The organism is Thalassomonas sp. RHCl1 (assembly GCF_947387555.1).
Classification (GTDB): Bacteria; Pseudomonadota; Gammaproteobacteria; order Enterobacterales; family Alteromonadaceae; genus Thalassomonas.
This window is the reverse complement of record NZ_CANDNZ010000003.1, coordinates 62,606-79,509: the sequence shown is the minus strand read 5'-3', so window position 1 is coordinate 79,509 and position 16,904 is coordinate 62,606. Positions and strand designations below refer to the sequence as shown.

General features: G+C 46.3%; 12 protein-coding genes. 3 read left to right on the top strand and 9 right to left on the bottom strand.

Annotated features, from left to right (window positions below; translation table 11 throughout):
- Positions 1 to 338 precede the first annotated feature (338 nt).
- On the top strand, positions 339 to 1,784 hold the full coding sequence (locus QL234_RS10825) for a linear amide C-N hydrolase (RefSeq protein ID WP_281557850.1): 1,446 nt from the start codon (positions 339 to 341) through the stop codon (positions 1,782 to 1,784).
- Between the two features lie 214 nt (positions 1,785 to 1,998).
- Here the strand turns inward: QL234_RS10825 and QL234_RS10820 are convergent, their stop codons facing one another.
- The 9 genes from QL234_RS10820 to nhaR form a co-directional block, all read right to left on the bottom strand.
- Positions 1,999 to 2,514 carry a hypothetical protein gene (locus tag QL234_RS10820; protein ID WP_281557849.1) on the bottom strand — a complete coding sequence of 172 codons (516 nt, stop codon included), beginning with the start codon at positions 2,512 to 2,514 and terminating at the stop codon, positions 1,999 to 2,001.
- An 8-nt stretch (positions 2,515 to 2,522) separates the two neighbouring features.
- Entirely contained in the window at positions 2,523 to 5,141 is a 2,619-nt protein-coding gene (locus tag QL234_RS10815) for a hypothetical protein (protein WP_281557848.1), read from the bottom strand.
- Positions 5,142 to 5,152: 11 nt separating this feature from the next.
- Positions 5,153 to 5,632 carry a type III secretion system chaperone gene (locus QL234_RS10810; RefSeq protein WP_281557847.1) on the bottom strand — a complete coding sequence of 160 codons (480 nt, stop codon included), beginning with the start codon at positions 5,630 to 5,632 and terminating at the stop codon, positions 5,153 to 5,155.
- 374 nt (positions 5,633 to 6,006) lie between these two features.
- Positions 6,007 to 7,329, bottom strand: a complete 1,323-nt coding sequence (locus QL234_RS10805) for a hypothetical protein (protein ID WP_281557846.1) — start codon at positions 7,327 to 7,329, stop codon at positions 6,007 to 6,009.
- Positions 7,330 to 7,344: 15 nt separating this feature from the next.
- A complete protein-coding gene (locus QL234_RS10800; protein ID WP_281557845.1) occupies positions 7,345 to 9,492 on the bottom strand; it encodes a TonB-dependent receptor in 2,148 nt (715 codons plus the stop codon).
- Between the two features lie 291 nt (positions 9,493 to 9,783).
- On the bottom strand, positions 9,784 to 10,299 hold the full coding sequence (locus tag QL234_RS10795) for a hypothetical protein (RefSeq protein ID WP_281557844.1): 516 nt from the start codon (positions 10,297 to 10,299) through the stop codon (positions 9,784 to 9,786).
- A gap of 8 nt (positions 10,300 to 10,307) precedes the next feature.
- Positions 10,308 to 12,926 (bottom strand): hypothetical protein, encoded by a 2,619-nt coding sequence (locus tag QL234_RS10790; RefSeq protein WP_281557843.1) that lies wholly within the window; start codon positions 12,924 to 12,926, stop codon positions 10,308 to 10,310.
- A 10-nt stretch (positions 12,927 to 12,936) separates the two neighbouring features.
- Positions 12,937 to 13,413, bottom strand: a complete 477-nt coding sequence (locus tag QL234_RS10785; protein WP_281557842.1) for a type III secretion system chaperone — start codon at positions 13,411 to 13,413, stop codon at positions 12,937 to 12,939.
- A 399-nt stretch (positions 13,414 to 13,812) separates the two neighbouring features.
- Positions 13,813 to 14,724 (bottom strand): transcriptional activator NhaR, encoded by a 912-nt coding sequence (nhaR, locus tag QL234_RS10780; RefSeq protein WP_281557841.1) that lies wholly within the window; start codon positions 14,722 to 14,724, stop codon positions 13,813 to 13,815.
- A 164-nt stretch (positions 14,725 to 14,888) separates the two neighbouring features.
- Here nhaR and nhaA point away from each other — a divergent pair, with 164 nt between their 5' ends.
- Both nhaA and QL234_RS10770 read left to right on the top strand, forming a co-directional pair.
- Positions 14,889 to 16,145, top strand: a complete 1,257-nt coding sequence (nhaA, locus tag QL234_RS10775) for a Na+/H+ antiporter NhaA (protein WP_281557840.1) — start codon at positions 14,889 to 14,891, stop codon at positions 16,143 to 16,145.
- Entirely contained in the window at positions 16,138 to 16,605 is a 468-nt protein-coding gene (locus QL234_RS10770) for a hypothetical protein (protein WP_281557839.1), read from the top strand. Before nhaA ends, QL234_RS10770 begins: the two co-directional genes overlap by 8 nt.
- The last annotated feature ends 299 nt before the right edge of the window (positions 16,606 to 16,904 follow it).

Here is a 16,904-nt window from a genome sequence, read left to right as displayed (position 1 = left end):
TGTCATTGACTTGAGGGTATATCATCAATAATTTCTGAGTTTTACACAGCAATGCGGGACATCCTCAAACTTGTATTATCAGCTCAATCTCAGCCAGAAGACGGTCCCCACCAGGCATGAGTGCAAAAACAAGATCTGGGATCCCACGTTTTTTTTGCTGGCTGTAATGGTGGTGTAATACCTTTTTACAGTCATCTGAGTCATCTTATCTCAAGCTAAAAAACAAAAGCTAAAAAACGGGACACTCATTAATTAAATTACGAATGGCCAGTGGCGTGCAGCTCCATGGCTATCAATTTATGGATGCCCGTAACAGTCCATTTAAAAGGAATATATTTATGTGTACCGACTTTTCTATTAAAGCACTGACATTAGACCCTAATAAAATCATACCTGTTATTGGCCGCTCGATGGAGCTGGGTCCAAATTTAAAGTCAGAACTATTTTTCAGAGGAAAAGGCTTTTCATACAAGCAGATGGCGGCTCACTCACTCGAACGATTATTAAAGGATAAGGACCGAACACAGTTTATTCCTCGCGCCGATATAAAAAGGATTATCCCTAATCTACTCACTTGGACCGGCAAATATAACTTTATGGCACTTAATGGTTTTGCCACAGAAATAAGCCAAGCCCTACAGGGGGCTGCCAAAAAAAGCAGTGAAGACAACGATGATTTATATTCAAACATTGCGACAAATGGCATGAATGATCAGGGGCTTACAACGGGCACTATGGTATTGGCTCAATCAGTGTATCAAAATCCATTTGATGAAGATGCTAAACCTGTCGCCTCGAAAGGCGTCGTGTTTTATCAGAGCATTACAACTTGGATCTTATCGAATTGTGCAACCTGCCAAGATGTTATTGACAGTCTACAGTACGGCTCGTTGACCATTAACTCGAATGGCTCATCTCTGGTTGAGAGTCATGTTAAAAACAAAGATAAGATCTTAGTGGCCAATCCCTTTGAGCCGAGTTCTGTACCCAGTGCAATGAATTTTCATTTTCCCGTGCATGATGCACAAGGCAATAGCATTGTACTTGAGTATGTTAAAGGGCAATTGCAGATCACAGACTTGAACCCTATAGGAGCACTGACAAACGATCCCTTGATTGGTTGGCAGCAAGAGAATGTTATCAATAATTATGTCAATGTGGTGCCATTTAACTTTCAGGATGATGAAGGTGTGCCTGATACACCAAGTATCAAGACGTATAAACAGGCTGCTTATAAATTCCAGAGTTTTTCACACGCCCAAGGGACGGGGTTTTCGGGTTTACCCGGCAGTTCTACACCTGTTGACCGCTTTGTCCGTGCGTCGATGATGACTAATTTTTCATTTCCAGTCTTCCAATTGTTAACTCAAAAAGAAATTGACGAAGCGAATAAGTTTAAGAAAAGTTGCAACTGCTGTGCACAAATGTACAGGGAACAAGCGCCGATCGATGCTGATATTGCCGTCGGGAAAGCTGACGCAACCACACTGGCTTTTCATATTCTCAATACCGTTGATATTCCTCTTGGTACCAGCAGAGACTCAAGAGGAAAGAGTGTTCATGACTATACCCAGTGGGTCACTGTATCAGACTTAACCAATCGCACTTTTTCTGTGCGTATGTATCAATCGCCACAGGTGTTTGAATTTGACTTACAGAAGTTAGATTTTAAAGGGCTTGAATCAATTTTATATAAACTGGATGATTACATTCAATCCCTCGATTTAACTGAGGCGGTCAACCAGCTTGCAACCTTGCAACAACCAACTGAAGAAATTATTTAATGTTGTTTATGTCGTAGCCTTGGTGGTATGGCCGAATAATTCCTCCTGGATTCAAGTTAAAAGTGGTGTATTTGAAACTTGAATCCAGGTTGTTAATTATTGTTCCTATAAAAACTATTAGGCTCAGACTTTACTGCTATGGGTTATCTTGCTGAGAATCCCATATTCCTATAACGTTCCGATTAATAGCAACTTCACCAGTATTTTGTTGCTGCTACAGGCTTGCTAATAACCGGTATTCGAAGCCGGGCTCATGCTCTGTACCTGACGGAAAAAGCGATTGCTCTATGCCCGCAGCCGGGCAGTTATACGACACACAATACGGCAGCCCCGTGTTATGCTCGACAAAAAAGAAGCTAAGCCGGTTATTTTGCCATTGCGGTTGGTGAACACGCTTAACATCAAATTCGGGATGCTGGCGGTACAAAGGGGCAAGCGTTTCATCAAGCTGCTCTTGCAATAACCGTGATTGATAACTCTTTTGAAACTCACCAGCATTGGTAATAACCCTGTCGTGCTCTCCCCGGTGTAGAAACAGCAGGATCTTGGCCGTTATCTCTGCCGTTTCCGCCTGTCTCAGGCAAGGGTAGTCTTGCAGCAGTTGTGCGCCATGTGAGTAAGCCTTGCCGCTCACCAAAATGCTAAATGAGGATTTTTCTCTGTTATCCGCTTGCTCACAGCCAATAAAAAGGCTGTCGGCAATTTTCCATTGAGATTGTGTTTGTTGCATTGTGCCTCCTAGCTATATTGGCTCATGTCGGTGAGTATCGAACTAGACGCTGAAAACCATTTATCGGCATCTTGAGTCGTCATTATCCCATGTTCATCTATCTGAACAAATTTTACGGTACTGGTATGCGAACTTAAGGTATAGCCAAATTGTTTATGGTTATCGCCTGTGCCCCAGTTGGTATCTGCGACAATAACCGTCTTTTCATCTGGCAGCATATTGCCCAGGCTATCACGTGACTTCCACAACGCTTCATCGAGTATATCACTGGCTAACTGATCCGAGTTATCCAGTTGTTCTGTGCTTAACTGGCTGTTTACACTGTGGTCGCTTGAATACTGCCTAAAATATTCATCCATGGCGGTCATCATACTTTCAATGACAACTTCACGAAAATTAAGATCGTCGACTTCGTCATCTTCATTGCCGATAGAGATCTCAACCTTAGATGTGATAGTCTCTTTAAAATCATCTGTGATGTCCGGTAAGTTCGCAAGCACCGTTCGGGCATACGCTAATAATTCGCCTTGGCTTCCTGTGCCGAAGTCATCTAGATTATCGACGCCTATATCATAGTCATCGCCGAAAGTTGCTGCCATCCAGTCGGGAATATCATCGCCTGAGGTCACACCTGCCATTAATTCCGGGCTGAGCTTAAGTAAAAACGCATGGTGCCCGGTTTGAATAGGCACAGAGAAGTTTTCATTGGCTGCCAGCTTGTTTTCCAATGCGCTGTCATCATTCATACTTCTTAACGTTGAGACGATAAAATTTAACGAGTCTATGGTTGCGCCTTGGTCCCCATGGCCCATTGTGGCTTGGGTCGGTTTGTCGTCCAATTCAAAATAATGCTGCATGGTCACCCGGGTATCGGCACCTGACTTGATCCCCCATGGTTCATAGTCGTCTTCTTTAGAATCAGGGGCTGTCGATTTCAATTTTGCCTGGCTGTAGGCAATAAAGTCATCGTCGCCGGCATAGGCTTTCAAACCTGTCCCCAGCTGGGTAAAGAAGGATTTGGCGGTGTCGTCATCGGCGTAGGTTTCATCTTGCTTTAATTCGTCCACCGCCTTGTCGACAATTGTCTGCATCATTTCTTTATACTGCTGCTTATTATCGATTGAAACTAAGTCGTTTAGACGGTTACCTGACGGGGAAAAGTGCATTTGGAAGCCGCCGCGATCTGAGCTGCCGTCTTCCGATAAACCGCTACCTGCTTGATAATCGGCGTTATACAGTACATGCACATGTTGCTTGACCTTGGCCTGGATCTGGCTCACCAGGGCATCGCTGAGGCCTTGCTCGGTAAGGGAGTCATCTAACTCTATGTCAAAACTGTCTTTTAACGCGGTCGCTTTGGCATCTAAGCTGAGTTTTGGTGTGCTATCCAGGCTGCCAAACATCATTTGATAGAAGCTGTTATTGGCCAATTCATCTGCGGTGCCATGCTCTGCCATCGACGATACCGTGTATTCCCAGGCGCGTAACAAGCGGTTGTCGGTTTCAGACGAGGCCAGGCTGTTGGCGGCTACCCAGGCTTTGGCATAACCCTTGGCTTTTTGCAATAAGGCGCCGTCGATTTCGTTGCCTTCGGCTAAACCAGATTTTACCTGTGCCAGTTGTTCTTCGCTGATATCAAATTTAGTGCGTAATACCTGTTTCAATATTTTTGCCGCAGAGATCTCTATCGTGTCTGCGGCTTCGGTATTTAATGCGGTAATGGCATCTTTGACTTTCTGCAGCTGAGATTCTGCGGCGATACCGGAAGCTTTCATGGCACTTTTAAAGCTGGGGTTGTCCATTAAGCCCACTGCCTCATCGAGATCTTGACCGTCCATTTTGGTGATCTGGGCATCGGCATTGATGGTTAATTTCGCTTCTAACGACTTGCTGCTTACCGACATATTGATGGGGGTTTCAACGCCGCCACGGGTCAGGGAGCCTTTTTCCATCAACGACTTCATGTCGGTCATAAACTGCTCCGGTTTATGATTTTTGACCAGAATGGCTGTCGAGGTGCCAAAACAGCTACCGGCACTGCCCTGGCGCAAGTCGCACATAAAGGCCGTTAACGCGGCCCGTCTGGCATCCGCTTTGTCTACGAAGGCTGTGGTGCCCAATCCTAATGTTTGGCGAATGGCATTTTTGGCACTGTTATGGGGGTTGTAATCTTTACAGACATTGGTTAACCCGGTCTTTAACTCATCGCTGTCTTTTAGCTTGGTCAGCATGTCGGCCATGCGTTTTGACTGTTTGGGATTAACAAGATCAGCTTCTAATTGTTCGATCGCCGTATTGAGTTTATCCCCGTCAATGGTGCCGTTTTCCTTGATGACCTCTGCGGCAATAGAGCGTGCTTTTGCTATTGCTGCACTGGAGGAAGTATCACTCATGGAGGATTCGACAATTTCCATGGGAACATCGTCACCAATGAGGGGAGAATCCACCAGCTCCAGCAAGCGATCCCGCATGGTGCGCACACCTGACTCGGCAAGCCCCTCGCGGTTGCCGATATCCGGCGTCTGTGCTGAGGTGACCGATTTTCCGTCCAACAGTGATTTTACCTCCAGATGCTCGGCATCAAGAGATGTTTGTTTAAATGCCGACGCCTGATTAATCGTATCCATTATCAGACCCCCTAAGCTTGGATCATGCCAAAGGGCATGTCGGCAAATGCATTGGCTAACGGCGCTGTGTTATCGGTAAGCTGGTTTGATGCTGCGATATCGCTATCAGCGCCGAGGCTGTCGCGAAATTCTTCATACAGGGTGACAAACCGGGCCACGGCCAGTTCAAAATGCGCGTGGCTGATATGCTCAGTAGTTAAAGTCTGGCACAATAAAACCTGCTCCTGCGAGCTGTCCAGCGCCAATCTGGCGCCGGCTAAGTTTGAGCGAAAGTTGTCATGCAGCAAGCGGGAAAATAAGGCGGCTTTATCGTCAAATGGCCCTTTAAGTACAATGCCGATAAGTTCAATTTGGTCACGGACAACATCCAGTTCAAAAGTCACGATAATATCGGATTCTATTTTGATACTGCTTCTGCCGTTGTGATCCAGCACCAATTCGCCCAAACCTAAGTCATGGTGAAGCTGTGCCAGCACTTCTAATGATTTCATCTTCTGTTCCTTTTCAAGTTCAACACCCTGTGAATACTTGTCGGGGAACAATAGCTGATTGTTACCCAAGCAAAACACCTGTATTAACTGAGGAACAGATTGACGCAATAAGTTGTCAATTTTTGAACAATAATGTTTGAAAATTAACCCCCCATTTTAAATACGAATAATTATGCTGGTGTTTGTAAAGTATCTAGCAGGTGATAAGGTGGTGGCTGAAAATCAAATTTTAGTTGTCTGATTTTGTGCTTAAAACAGAGGAAAAACTTAAAAGTCTGTACGGGTATTATTGACTACTACAATTATTTATGTTGTATAAGTCTATGTATAAGAAGATAAAATAATGCGGTTCAGCATATATAAATATTCTCAGCTTAATCCTGGCGCAAACCGGGCCAAGTAGCTAAGTAAGATACCAAGCGATCTTTAAGGATGATGGCTGAAGCCGATTTTTGTGGCCCATAAGAGGCCTGATAATAGGTGGCATCGCTGAAAAATATCCGGCTGCCGTTGGCAAAGGGCTTAATTGCGGTTATCACGCCGGAAGATTTCGGTAAATTAAAGTAGTCTTCACTAGCCGGGCCTGCTACCAAAATATCCCAGCCATATTGCTCAAAAACTTCACTATTTCCGGCATGCCAGGCAACTTTTTCTTTTATCTGGGGTTTATTCGGCTCAATATGAATCCAGTTCTCCCATACGTCGGCAACATTATTAGTGTCGGCATCAAGGTCAGAAGCTAAAGGAGTTGATGCAAATATCGGATGTGATTGCCCACTTGGGGTGAGCATACCATCTTCTAAATGGGCCGTATCATAGAGAGTGGTTAAAAAACCTCCGTTAAGGCCTTCTTGCGGTACATCAAAGTCAGCTACCCAGCTCCAGGTAAAGCTGGCATGATTCTGCTGGGCCAGGAAAAGCAGCTTATCATTGTTATTTTTGATGAAGTCGATAAGCGTCTGCCGATACCTTACCAGGAGGTCAAATTGAACATATTTAGAGGCGTCAAAGCCGATCACTATAACATCATAATTGCTCAGGTTTTCTAAATTAAGCACCACATCCCAGGTCGAGTTATCCCAATCTTGCCACTCGTGCGCTCCTCCAAGGTGATATTGATCATAAATAAGGTTATCGAAATAAATACCTTCCCGGCTAAAGAAGTCGATGGCGCGTGGGAAAGGTTCGGGGTCAAACAGTGCTATTTTAACGTCGGCATTGATAGCGGGTTGTCCAGTAAGCTGAACCGTCACCTTAACTTCCTCTTGATCGGCTTCTAAGTCAACAAAAGTGGAGCCAAAGTAAACCATCTGAGTCGCCTCGTTTTTATCGTAAGCGTTAAAAATAAGCGGCGACTGCAAAACATTGAAGGTGATGTTATTGAAGGTATAGAGGCCGGCTTCATCCGTGATAAACCGGGCCAGGGTCAGTTGTCGCTCTTTAGCATCTGTCGGCGTCTGCTCTACTGTCTGCACCGGATTTAAGGTTGGGATACTGCCTATGACGGCACCGGGTACGGGCAAGCCTTGCTCGTTGATTACCTCTATGCTTAAGGAGCCTATATTGACAATTTGTGCTTGCCCTTCGCCTGGTGGATTTTCCGGCTCAGGCAACTTGATGGTTTCATCTACCGAGCATGCTGGGGCAAGCAGTACAAAAATGATGAATATTAACGGGTATAGCCTGATATTTTTCATTGACTATCTCCTTTGTTAAAACCTGGCGGTAACAGACAACACCGCTTGCCTGCCTTCAAGCGGAATATCATGGGGTAAAGCCTGGGCTTGCGTGATATCCACCGGGCTAAACCGTTCACTGTCAAACAGGTTGTCTATGGAAAGTGACAGTTTGAGCGACTGAGATAACTGATAATGGCCGCTGAGTTGAACCCTGTGGTTATCTGAAATGGGCTCCCGGTTGTCCATCGGCTCGCGCTTCATTTTAGAACGATATGTATAGTTGCTCGCCACACTGAAAGCGTCGGTAACCTTGGCACTTATGCCCAAATTAAACTGGTGCTCGGGGTAGAGGGGAGCCCCCGTACCTGAGCCTTCCTTTGGCTGATGGTAAGTATAATGTGACCAAAGATCATAATCTTGCCAGACTCCTTTGATTTCTATTTCAATGCCCCGGGTGCTGCGTTTACCCTCATTTTTAAATTGATTGGTGTCTGTATCGAAGATCACTTCGTCTTTGGTACGGGCATAAAATGCAGAGCCTGTTATTGTCCAATGTGCATCAAACTGATAACCCAATAAAAATTCCGAAGTACGTATTTCGGCCCCTTTTAAATTGGGGTTGCCAAACTGACGAGACTCGTTTTGGTCGGTAACGGTTTGATCATACAAACTGATAAAGGAGGGAGGATTAAACGCTTCACCGTACATGGCTTTCAGATGGATGCGATCAGACCATTGCCAGGTCATGGCGATACGCGGGCTGGTGGAGTGACCAAAGTCATCAAAGCTGTCATAGCGAATGCCGGCAACCACTGAAATATCTTCAGAGGCTTGCCAGAGTGTTTGCAGGTAACCTGCCAGCAACTCCCGGCTAACGTCTTGGGCAATCCAGAATGTCGGCTTGTTGTTTTTGGGATCTAGTACTTGAAGATTAACAACCTGACCCAGGTTGATTGATAACGGACTGCCGTTGATGGCGCTGGTGACATTGGCATAGTTTTTTGTATCGCCCAGTTGATACTTTTGCGCAACCATACCTGAGGTAATTGACAGCTCTTGGCTAAATTGCCAGAGGTTTGACAATTCAAGTCCGTAAATTTCAAATTCATAGCTTCTTATTTCCTGCTTGCCATTAGGCCAGCGTTCACTGATGCCGTCAAAATCTTCGTCATCATTTCGTTCGTAAGGCCGTGTCAGTTGTCCCGACGAGCGATTGTAGAGGTAGGTGTAGAATGCTTTGGCGGCGATTGACAATGCATGGTTGAGCTTTTGATCATAGTGGACAGCAAATTTATTCAGATCGTGTCGTAGCTCTAAATTGTTATCAGAAGGGATGGCAAGCAGGCGGGAAAGGCGGGGCCATTTATGTTTTATGATATGCAGCCCCTGAACAGACAGCCCTTTGGCCCAGCCCTCTGTCATCGCCAAATGATAGCCGGCGGTATAAAACTGGCTTTGGGTGCGCCTTTTGGTGTTGGCGCCGCCAATAGCGCCAAAGGTGTCAAGTGCTTCACCTCTACTGATAAGGTCATCTACGGCGTCGGATTTGATGGCGATAGACTCAGAATCGCTATCATAGCCTTCGAACCAGCCTTTGAGCGCTAAATTGCTAAGCTGTTTCGAAATCGTTATCGCTCCCCCCTGGTAGTCATGCTGGCCAAGTGTCACTTGAGCCTGGGTTATTTCCTGAGTATCAGGAAGCTGTGTGATGATATTGATCACCGACAACATGGCATTACCACCGTAAAGTGCAGATCCCGGACCTCGTATGATCTCAATTTTTTCAATAGCGCCGACCGGAAAGTCGTAAAAAGCAAAGTTACCATCAAGCGGGTCATTGAGCGCCACGCCATCAATCATGATCAAAGCACCGGCAACAGCCCGCATACCTCGAACGACCAGAGAGTATGCGCCCGCTTCTTGTTTTCGGATCATAAAACCCGGCACCTGATCCAATACTTGCAGTAAGGTTCGCCAACCCCGTTTCTGTATCTCTTGACGTGTCACCACAAATACGATCGCAGGGGCTTCTTGTATTGTTTGCTCGGTTTTACTGGCAATGGAGATATTAATTAGCTGCTCTATGCTGATCTCAAACAACTCTTGTAAGATTTCATTCTCTTCTGCCGCAGATGCAGGCGCGCACAGGTAACTCAGACTTGCTCCAAGAACAAGGCACATTGAAACGAGCGAACGTTCAAAAGGCATGGGCTATTTAATTAGAAGGCAATAGCGTTTGGAATAATGGTTAGTATAGTTGAGAATTTTCCGCTTATTTTGAAACAAGCAATGCGGGACATCTACAAACTTACACAGCTAAAAAGGTGATGGTATAAATCAGATTTTGGCTGTCCAATGCTGTGCTGGCTTAGTTACAGTTAAGCGAAACCCGAGCTATGGGGTATCTTGCTGATAATCCCATGCTCAGGTATCGTTCCGCTTAATATTAGCTTCATCACTATGAAGTTGCTGCTACAGGCTTGCTAACAACCGGCATTCTAAGCCGGGCTCATGCTCCTGATCTGACGGAAAAAGCGATTGACCCATGCCCGCTGCCGGGTAGTCATATGACACAAAATACGGCAGCCCCGTGTTATGCTCGACAAAAAAGAAGCTAAGCCGGTTATTTTGCCATTGCGGTTGGTGAACGCGCTCAACATCAAATTCGGGATGCTGGCGGTACAAAGGGGCAAGTGTTTCATCAAGCTGCTCCTGTAATAACCGTGACTGATAACTCTTTTGAAACGCGTCTGCATCAATAATAACGCTGTCGTGCTCGCCCCGGTGTAGAAACAGCAGGATCTTGGCGGTTATCTCTGCCGTTTCCGCCTGTCTCAGGCAAGGGTAGTCCTGCAGCAGTTGTGCACCGTGTGAGTAAACCTTGTCGCCGACCAGAATTGAAAATGAGGGTTTTCCTCTGTCATCCGCTTGCTCACAGCCAATAAAAAGGCTGTCGGCAATTTTCCATTGAGATTGTGTTTGTTGCATTGTGCCTCCTAGCTATATTGGCTCATATCGGTAAGAATTGCAGTGGACTCTGAAAACCATTTATCGGCATCTTTAGTCGTCATAGCCCCATGTTCATCTATCTGAACAAATTTTACGGTACTATTTTGCGGGCTCAAGGTATAGGCAAATTGTTTATGGTTATCGCCTGTGCCCCAGTTGGTATCTGCGACAACAACAGTTACTGGATCTGGCAACATGTTGCCCAGGCTGTCACGTGACTTCCACAGCGCTTCATCGAGTAAATCACTGGATAAATGATCCGAGTTGCTCAACTGATTTGCGCTTAACTTACTGTTTGCACCGTGGTCTATTGAATACTGTTTAAAATATTTATCCATGGCGCTCTTCATATTATCAATGACAACATCATGAAAATTAAGATCGTCGTCTACGTCATCTTCAAGGCTGATAGCGTGCTCAACTTTAGCTGTGATGTCTGCTTTAAAATCATCTGTGATGTCCTGCAAGTTCGCAAGCACCGTTCGGGCATACCCTAACATATCGCTTCGGGTTCCTGTGCCGAAGTCATCTATGTTATCTACGCCTAAGTCATAGCCTTCGCCGAAAGTGTCTGTCAGCCAATCGCCAATGTCATCGCCTGAGGTCACCCCCGACATTAATTCTGGGCTGAGTTTAAGTAAAAACGCATGGTGTCCGGTTTGAATCGGCACAGAGAAGTTTTCATTGGCTGCCAGCTTGTTTTCCAATGCACTGTCATCGTTCATACTTCTTAACGTTTTGACGATGAAATTGAACGAGTCCAGGGTCGGGCCTTCTTCAGTATCGCCCAGCGTTTCTCGTGTCGGTTTGTCGTCCAGTTCAAAGTAATGCTGCATGGTCACCCGGGTATTGGCGCCTGACTTGATCCCCCATGGTTCATAGTTATCTTCTTTAGACTCAGGGGCTGTTGATTTCAATTTTGCCTGGCTATAGGTGACAAAGTCATCGTCGCCGGCATAGGCTTTCAGACCAGCCCCCAGCTGGGTAATGAAGGATTTGGCGGTGTCGTCATCGGCATAGGTTTCATCTTGTTTTAATTCGCTCACCGCCTTGTCGATAAGTGACTGCATCATCTCTTTATACTGCTGCTTATTATCGATTGAAACTAAGTCGTTGAGACGGTTACCTGACGGGGAAAATTGCATTTGGAAACCGCCGCGATCTGAGCTGCCGTCTTCCGATAAATCGTCACCAGCTTGATAGTCGGCGTTATACAGCACATGCACATGCTGCTTGACCTTGGCCTGGATTTGGCTCACCAGGGCGTCGCTGAGGCCTTGCTCGGTAAGGGAGTCATCTAACTCTATGTCAAAGCTGTCTTTTAACGCGGTCGCTTTGGCGTCTAAGCTGAGTTTTGGTGTGCTATCCAGGCTGCCAAACATCATTTTATAGAAACTGTTATTGGCCAATTCATCTGCGGTGCCGTGCTCTGCCATCGACGATATTGTGTATTCCCAGGCGCGTAACAAGCGGTTGTCGGTTTCAGCCGAGGCCAGGCTGTTGGCGGCTACCCAGGCTTTGGCATAACCTTTGGCTTTTTGCAATAAGTCGGCGTCGATATCGTTGCCTTCGGCTAAATCAGATTTTACCTGTGCCAGTTGATCGGCGCTGATATCAAACTTAGTGCGTAATACCTGTTTCAATATTTTTGCCGCAGTGATATCAATGGTGTCTGCCGCGTCGGTATTTAACGCAGTAATGGCATCTTTGACTTTTTGCAGCTGAGATTCTTCGGCGATGCCGGAAGCTTTCATGGCACTTTTAAAGCTGGGGTTATCCAGTAAGCTCACCGCTTCATCGAGATCTTTTTCATCCATTTTGGTGACTTGGCCATTGTTATTGATGGTTAATTTCGCTTCTAACGATTTACTGCTCACCGACATATTGATGGGGGTTTCAACGCCGCCACGGGTCAGGGAGCCTTTTTCCATCAACGACTTCATGTCGGTCATAAACTGCTCCGGTTTATGATTTTTGACCAGAATGGCTGTCGAGGTGCCAAAACAACTGCCGGCACTGCCCTGGCGCAAATCGCACATAAAGGCCGTTAACGCGGCCCGTCTGGCATCCGTTTTGTCTACGAAGGCTGTGGTGCCCAATCCTAATGTCTGGCGGATGGCATTTTTGGCACTGTTATGGGGATTGTAATCTTTGCAGACATTGGTTAACCCCGTCTTTAACTCATCGCTGTCTTTTAGCTTGGTCAGCATGTCGGCCATGCGTTTTGACTGTTTGGGATTAACAACATCAGCTTCTAATTGTTCGATCGCCGTAGTGAGTTTATCCCCGTCTATGGTACCGTTTTCCTTGATGACCTCTGCGGCAATGGAGCGTGCTTTTGCTATACCTGCACTGGAGGAAGTATCACTCATGGAGGATTCGACAATTTCCATGGGAACATCGTCGCCAATGAGGGGAGAATCCACCAACTCCAACAAGCGATCCCGCATAGTGCGCACACCTGATTCGGCAAGCCCCTCGCGGTTGCCGATATCCGGCGTCTGTGATGAGGTGACCGATTTTCCATCCAACAGTGATTTCACCTCCAGATGCTCGGCATCAAGAGAGGTTTGTCTGAATGCCGACGCCTGATTAATCATATCCATTATCAGACCCCTAAGCTTGGATCATGCCAAAGGGCATGTCGGCAAATGCATTGGCTAACGGCGCCGTATTATCGGTAAGCTGGTTTGATGCTGTATCGCTATCAGCGCCGAGGCTGTCGCGAAATTCCTCATACAGGGTGACAAACCGGGCCACGGCCAGTTCAAAATGCGAGTGGCTGATATGCTCGGTGACTAAAGTCTGGCACAATAAAACCTGCTCCTGCGAGCTGTCCAGCGCCAACCTGGCCCCGGCTAAATTTGAGCGAAAATTGTCATGCAGCAAACGGGAAAACAAGGCGGCTTTATCGTCAAATGGCCCTTTAAGGACAATGCCGATAAGTTCAATTTGGTCGCGTACAATATCAAGTTCAAAGGTCACGATAATATCGGATTCTATCTTGATACTGCTTCTGCCGTTGTGATCCAGCGCCAACTCGCCCAAGCCTAAGTCATGGTGAAGCTGTGCCAATACTTCTAAAGATTTCATCTTCTGTTCCTTTTCAAGTTCAACACCCTGTGAATACTTGTCGGGAACAATAGCGGATTGTTACCCAAGCAAAACACCTGTATTAACTGAGGAACACCTTAGCGCAATAAGTTGTCAATTTTTGAACTACAACATTTAAGGAAAATAAATAACCATTTAAATACAAATAGTTATACTTAGACTTTGATAGTATCTATCAGGCAATGAGGAAGTGTTATCTTTTTTGAGCCTAGTACCCTGGGGCTTTCTATATACAATCTTAAGAAGCCGTTTGAAAATCACCGGCTTATTAAGATGTGACAACCTTAGCATCAATAACAGTAAGTGCTGTAAGAGAATGTCGTTTTAGCTTTATAGCCTGACCCGCAGATTCGATGCACGATTAGGGAAATTAGCGTTTTATATCATAGGTTTTTTAAACAGTTCTTTACCGGCACTGAGTAAATGTTGAACCGCCGGGTGCTTAACCTTGCGCTCGGGGGAAATTAGGTAAAAGGTTTCGTGAATTTCATCGGTGCGGCCTAATATCTTGACGTTGAACTGTTCCACCACGTGGTTTTCTATAATGCTGGGGGCGCAAAATACCCCGTAGCCCGCCTGGCCAAAATATTTGGCTAAAGCCGAGTCGTCGAACTCGCCGATGATCAAGGGCGTGACATCGTTTTGTTCGAACCAGGACAAGAGGTTCATACGTTGGTTGCTGCCTTCCCCGGCGATAAAAAAACGCTGGTTGTTCAGGGATTGGGGAAAGTCGTCCTGTAACTGCTTTGCCAGCCCGGTGGCGGCAAAAAAAGTGATACCGCATTTACCAATTAAGTGGTTATAGGCCTTGATCGCTGAGTTCGAAGGCAGGGGCGTGTCGCTGAGCACGGCATCGAGTTTGTTGGTGGCCAGCTCTCCCAGCAGCACTTCCAAACTGGTTTCTTTGCACACCAGTTTGATGGCATCGTCCATTTTGTAAATTTCCCGGAGAAAATTAAAGGAAAATACTTTGGCGATAATATCGGTGACGCCGATGGCAAAGCTGAAGGCAAAGTCGGTTGAGTGGTTCTTGATCGAATTAACCAGTTCATCTCCCAGGTTAAAAATTTCATGGGCATACCCTAAGGTGATATGGCCGATGTCGTTTAACACCAGCTTTTTTCCTCTGCGTTCAAATAGCTGATATCCCAGCTGATTTTCTAAAGTCGTCAACTGCATGCTTAGGGTTTGCGGCGTGATATGTAAAATCTCCGAGGCCCTGGCGATACTGCCTGCTTTGGCAATGATATAGAAGTATTGCAGGTGGTGATAATTGAGCCTGGTCATCATAAACCCCGTGTAATTTTTTCTCTAACCCCTGGTAAGCAGTATGACAACAATTAACCTACTATCAACTTTTAGTTGATTATATGTCAATTACATTCGACTTTTTATTGTTTGATTCCTGTCTTATAACTATTGCTTATCCATTTTCAGTACTGAGAGGGAAGGCCATGTCAGAGAGTGCCCTGATTCTTCACTGGAAGAATTTTATGAAAAATGATGCCAGTCCGGGCATCATCCTGGTGCTGAGTGCCGTTTTGGCAATGTTTTTGGCAAACAGCCCTTTGATGGCGGGCTATCTGTCTTTCCTTGAGTTTCCGGTGAGTATTCAACTGGGTACCTTCGCCATTGCCAAACCCCTGGTGCTCTGGGTGAACGACGGCCTGATGGCGCTGTTTTTCTTTGTTGTCGGTTTGGAAATCAAGCGCGAGCTGTTTTACGGGCAGCTGTCGCGGCCGGATCAGGTGATCTTGCCTTTTACCGCAGCCATTGCCGGTATCGCCGTGCCCGCGGTAATTTATGCCGCTTTTAATTATCAGGATATGCAGGCCATGAACGGCTGGGCCATACCTTCGGCCACCGATATTGCCTTTGCCCTGGGGATTTTCATTTTATTCGGCAAGCACCTGCCGCCGGGGCTGAAACTGTTTTTGCTGTCGGTGGCGATCATCGATGATATCGGCGCCGTCATTATTATCGCCTTGTTCTATTCACAGGATCTGTCCACCACCTCTTTGATGATTGCCGGTATTGGTTTGGCTATTTTATTCGCCTTTAACCGCATGGAGCTGTCGAATAAGACCCCGTTTATTCTGGTATCGATTGTGGTTTGGGCGGCGGTACTGAAATCCGGCGTGCACGCTACCCTGGCAGGATTTGCCGTGGCCTGGTTTATCCCCGTCGCCCGGGAAAAAAGCACGTCCATGTCTTACCAGATAGAGCATGCCTTGCACCCCTGGATCGCCTTTTTCGTATTGCCGCTGTTCGCCTTTGCCAATGCCGGGGTTTCGCTCACCGGCGCCGGTGTCGATGAGCTGTTCACGCCGATATCCATAGGCATTATCGCCGGGTTGTTTGTCGGCAAGCAACTGGGGATCTTTGCCGCCTGCTACCTGGCGGTGAAACTCAAATTATGTAAGTTGCCTCAAGGCGCCACCTGGGGGCAGGTATACGGGGTGTGTTTGCTTTGCGGCGTCGGCTTTACCATGAGTTTGTTTATCGGCTCCCTGGCCTTTGAAGAGCAGGGGCTGGCGTACCAGACACAGGTAAAAGTCGGTGTGCTGGTTGGTTCATTATGCTCTGCCTTGGCCGGCGCATTAGTGATCCGCCATTCATCAGCGAAGCTTGCTAAAACTCAGTCTAATAACGCCAAGTTAAATAAAACAGTGGAGATTGGTCATGGTTCTGAAATTATCTCAAATGAATAGCAAAATAAATAAAGCCCGGGTGCTAGTGCTTGTGGGTTTGCTGTCGGCAATGTCGTTTTCGGCAAGGGCCGATTATAAATCCGAAATTATCGACTCTTGCAGGGCTTACCAGGGCGGCGGGGATGTCGGGCATGTTAATGCCTGTAAGCTTTATATCGACGGCTTTATTGATGCTGCGGTGTTTACCGAAAGCGCCACGGTTGTTGATGAAAAGCCGGGCTATGCGGGCCAGGTGAAAGCCAATGCCTTTTTGCAAAGGGCGTATCAGACCCGTTTGCCGCGCCGTTTCTCCAGCGAGTTTGATGATATCAGCTATCAGTTTTGCCTTGAAAATGGCGAAGACCGTAAAGCGATAGCGTCTAAAATAGCCAAGACATTAAATATTGCAGAGCTGGAGAACAAACCGCTGAAAAAAATTCTCTTTGAAACTTTAGTGAGAATATTTCCCTGTCAGCAGTAGCCAAAACTAACAATAAGATGGGGAATAAAGATGACATTAGCAGTGAATACCTTAACTATTGAAATTACCCGTGAAGCCGCTGCCCGGATAAAATACAAGGCCCGGGCAATGCGGGACAAGCATAAACTTGCATAACGAAAAAGCTGGTGGTTATCAATCAGATTGTTGCAGGCAAATTCTGCGTATTTAAAACCCGGCGCAGCAGCTTTACCCCTGTCGGCCAGTTATTTACACAAGAAAATAATTCAATCGGACATCTTGGGTGTCATGGTTATTTATTTTCCGATGATAAAAAACCG

Excerpts from the sequence above, each read along its gene's own strand:
- QL234_RS10805 (WP_281557846.1), bottom strand. The coding sequence starts at position 7,329 with ATGAAAAATATCAGGCTATACCCGTTAATATTCATCATTTTTGTACTG.
- QL234_RS10815 (WP_281557848.1), bottom strand. The coding sequence starts at position 5,141 with ATGGATACGATTAATCAGGCGTCGGCATTTAAACAAACATCTCTTGAT.
- QL234_RS10795 (WP_281557844.1), bottom strand. The coding sequence starts at position 10,299 with ATGCAACAAACACAATCTCAATGGAAAATTGCCGACAGCCTTTTTATT.
- QL234_RS10800 (WP_281557845.1), bottom strand. The coding sequence starts at position 9,492 with ATGTGCCTTGTTCTTGGAGCAAGTCTGAGTTACCTGTGCGCGCCTGCA.
- QL234_RS10820 (WP_281557849.1), bottom strand. The coding sequence starts at position 2,514 with ATGCAACAAACACAATCTCAATGGAAAATTGCCGACAGCCTTTTTATT.
- QL234_RS10825 (WP_281557850.1), top strand. The coding sequence starts at position 339 with ATGTGTACCGACTTTTCTATTAAAGCACTGACATTAGACCCTAATAAA.
- QL234_RS10810 (WP_281557847.1), bottom strand. The coding sequence starts at position 5,632 with ATGAAATCATTAGAAGTGCTGGCACAGCTTCACCATGACTTAGGTTTG.
- QL234_RS10790 (WP_281557843.1), bottom strand. The coding sequence starts at position 12,926 with ATGGATATGATTAATCAGGCGTCGGCATTCAGACAAACCTCTCTTGAT.
- QL234_RS10785 (WP_281557842.1), bottom strand. The coding sequence starts at position 13,413 with ATGAAATCTTTAGAAGTATTGGCACAGCTTCACCATGACTTAGGCTTG.
- nhaA (WP_281557840.1), top strand. The coding sequence starts at position 14,889 with ATGTCAGAGAGTGCCCTGATTCTTCACTGGAAGAATTTTATGAAAAAT.
- nhaR (WP_281557841.1), bottom strand. The coding sequence starts at position 14,724 with ATGATGACCAGGCTCAATTATCACCACCTGCAATACTTCTATATCATT.
- QL234_RS10770 (WP_281557839.1), top strand. The coding sequence starts at position 16,138 with ATGAATAGCAAAATAAATAAAGCCCGGGTGCTAGTGCTTGTGGGTTTG.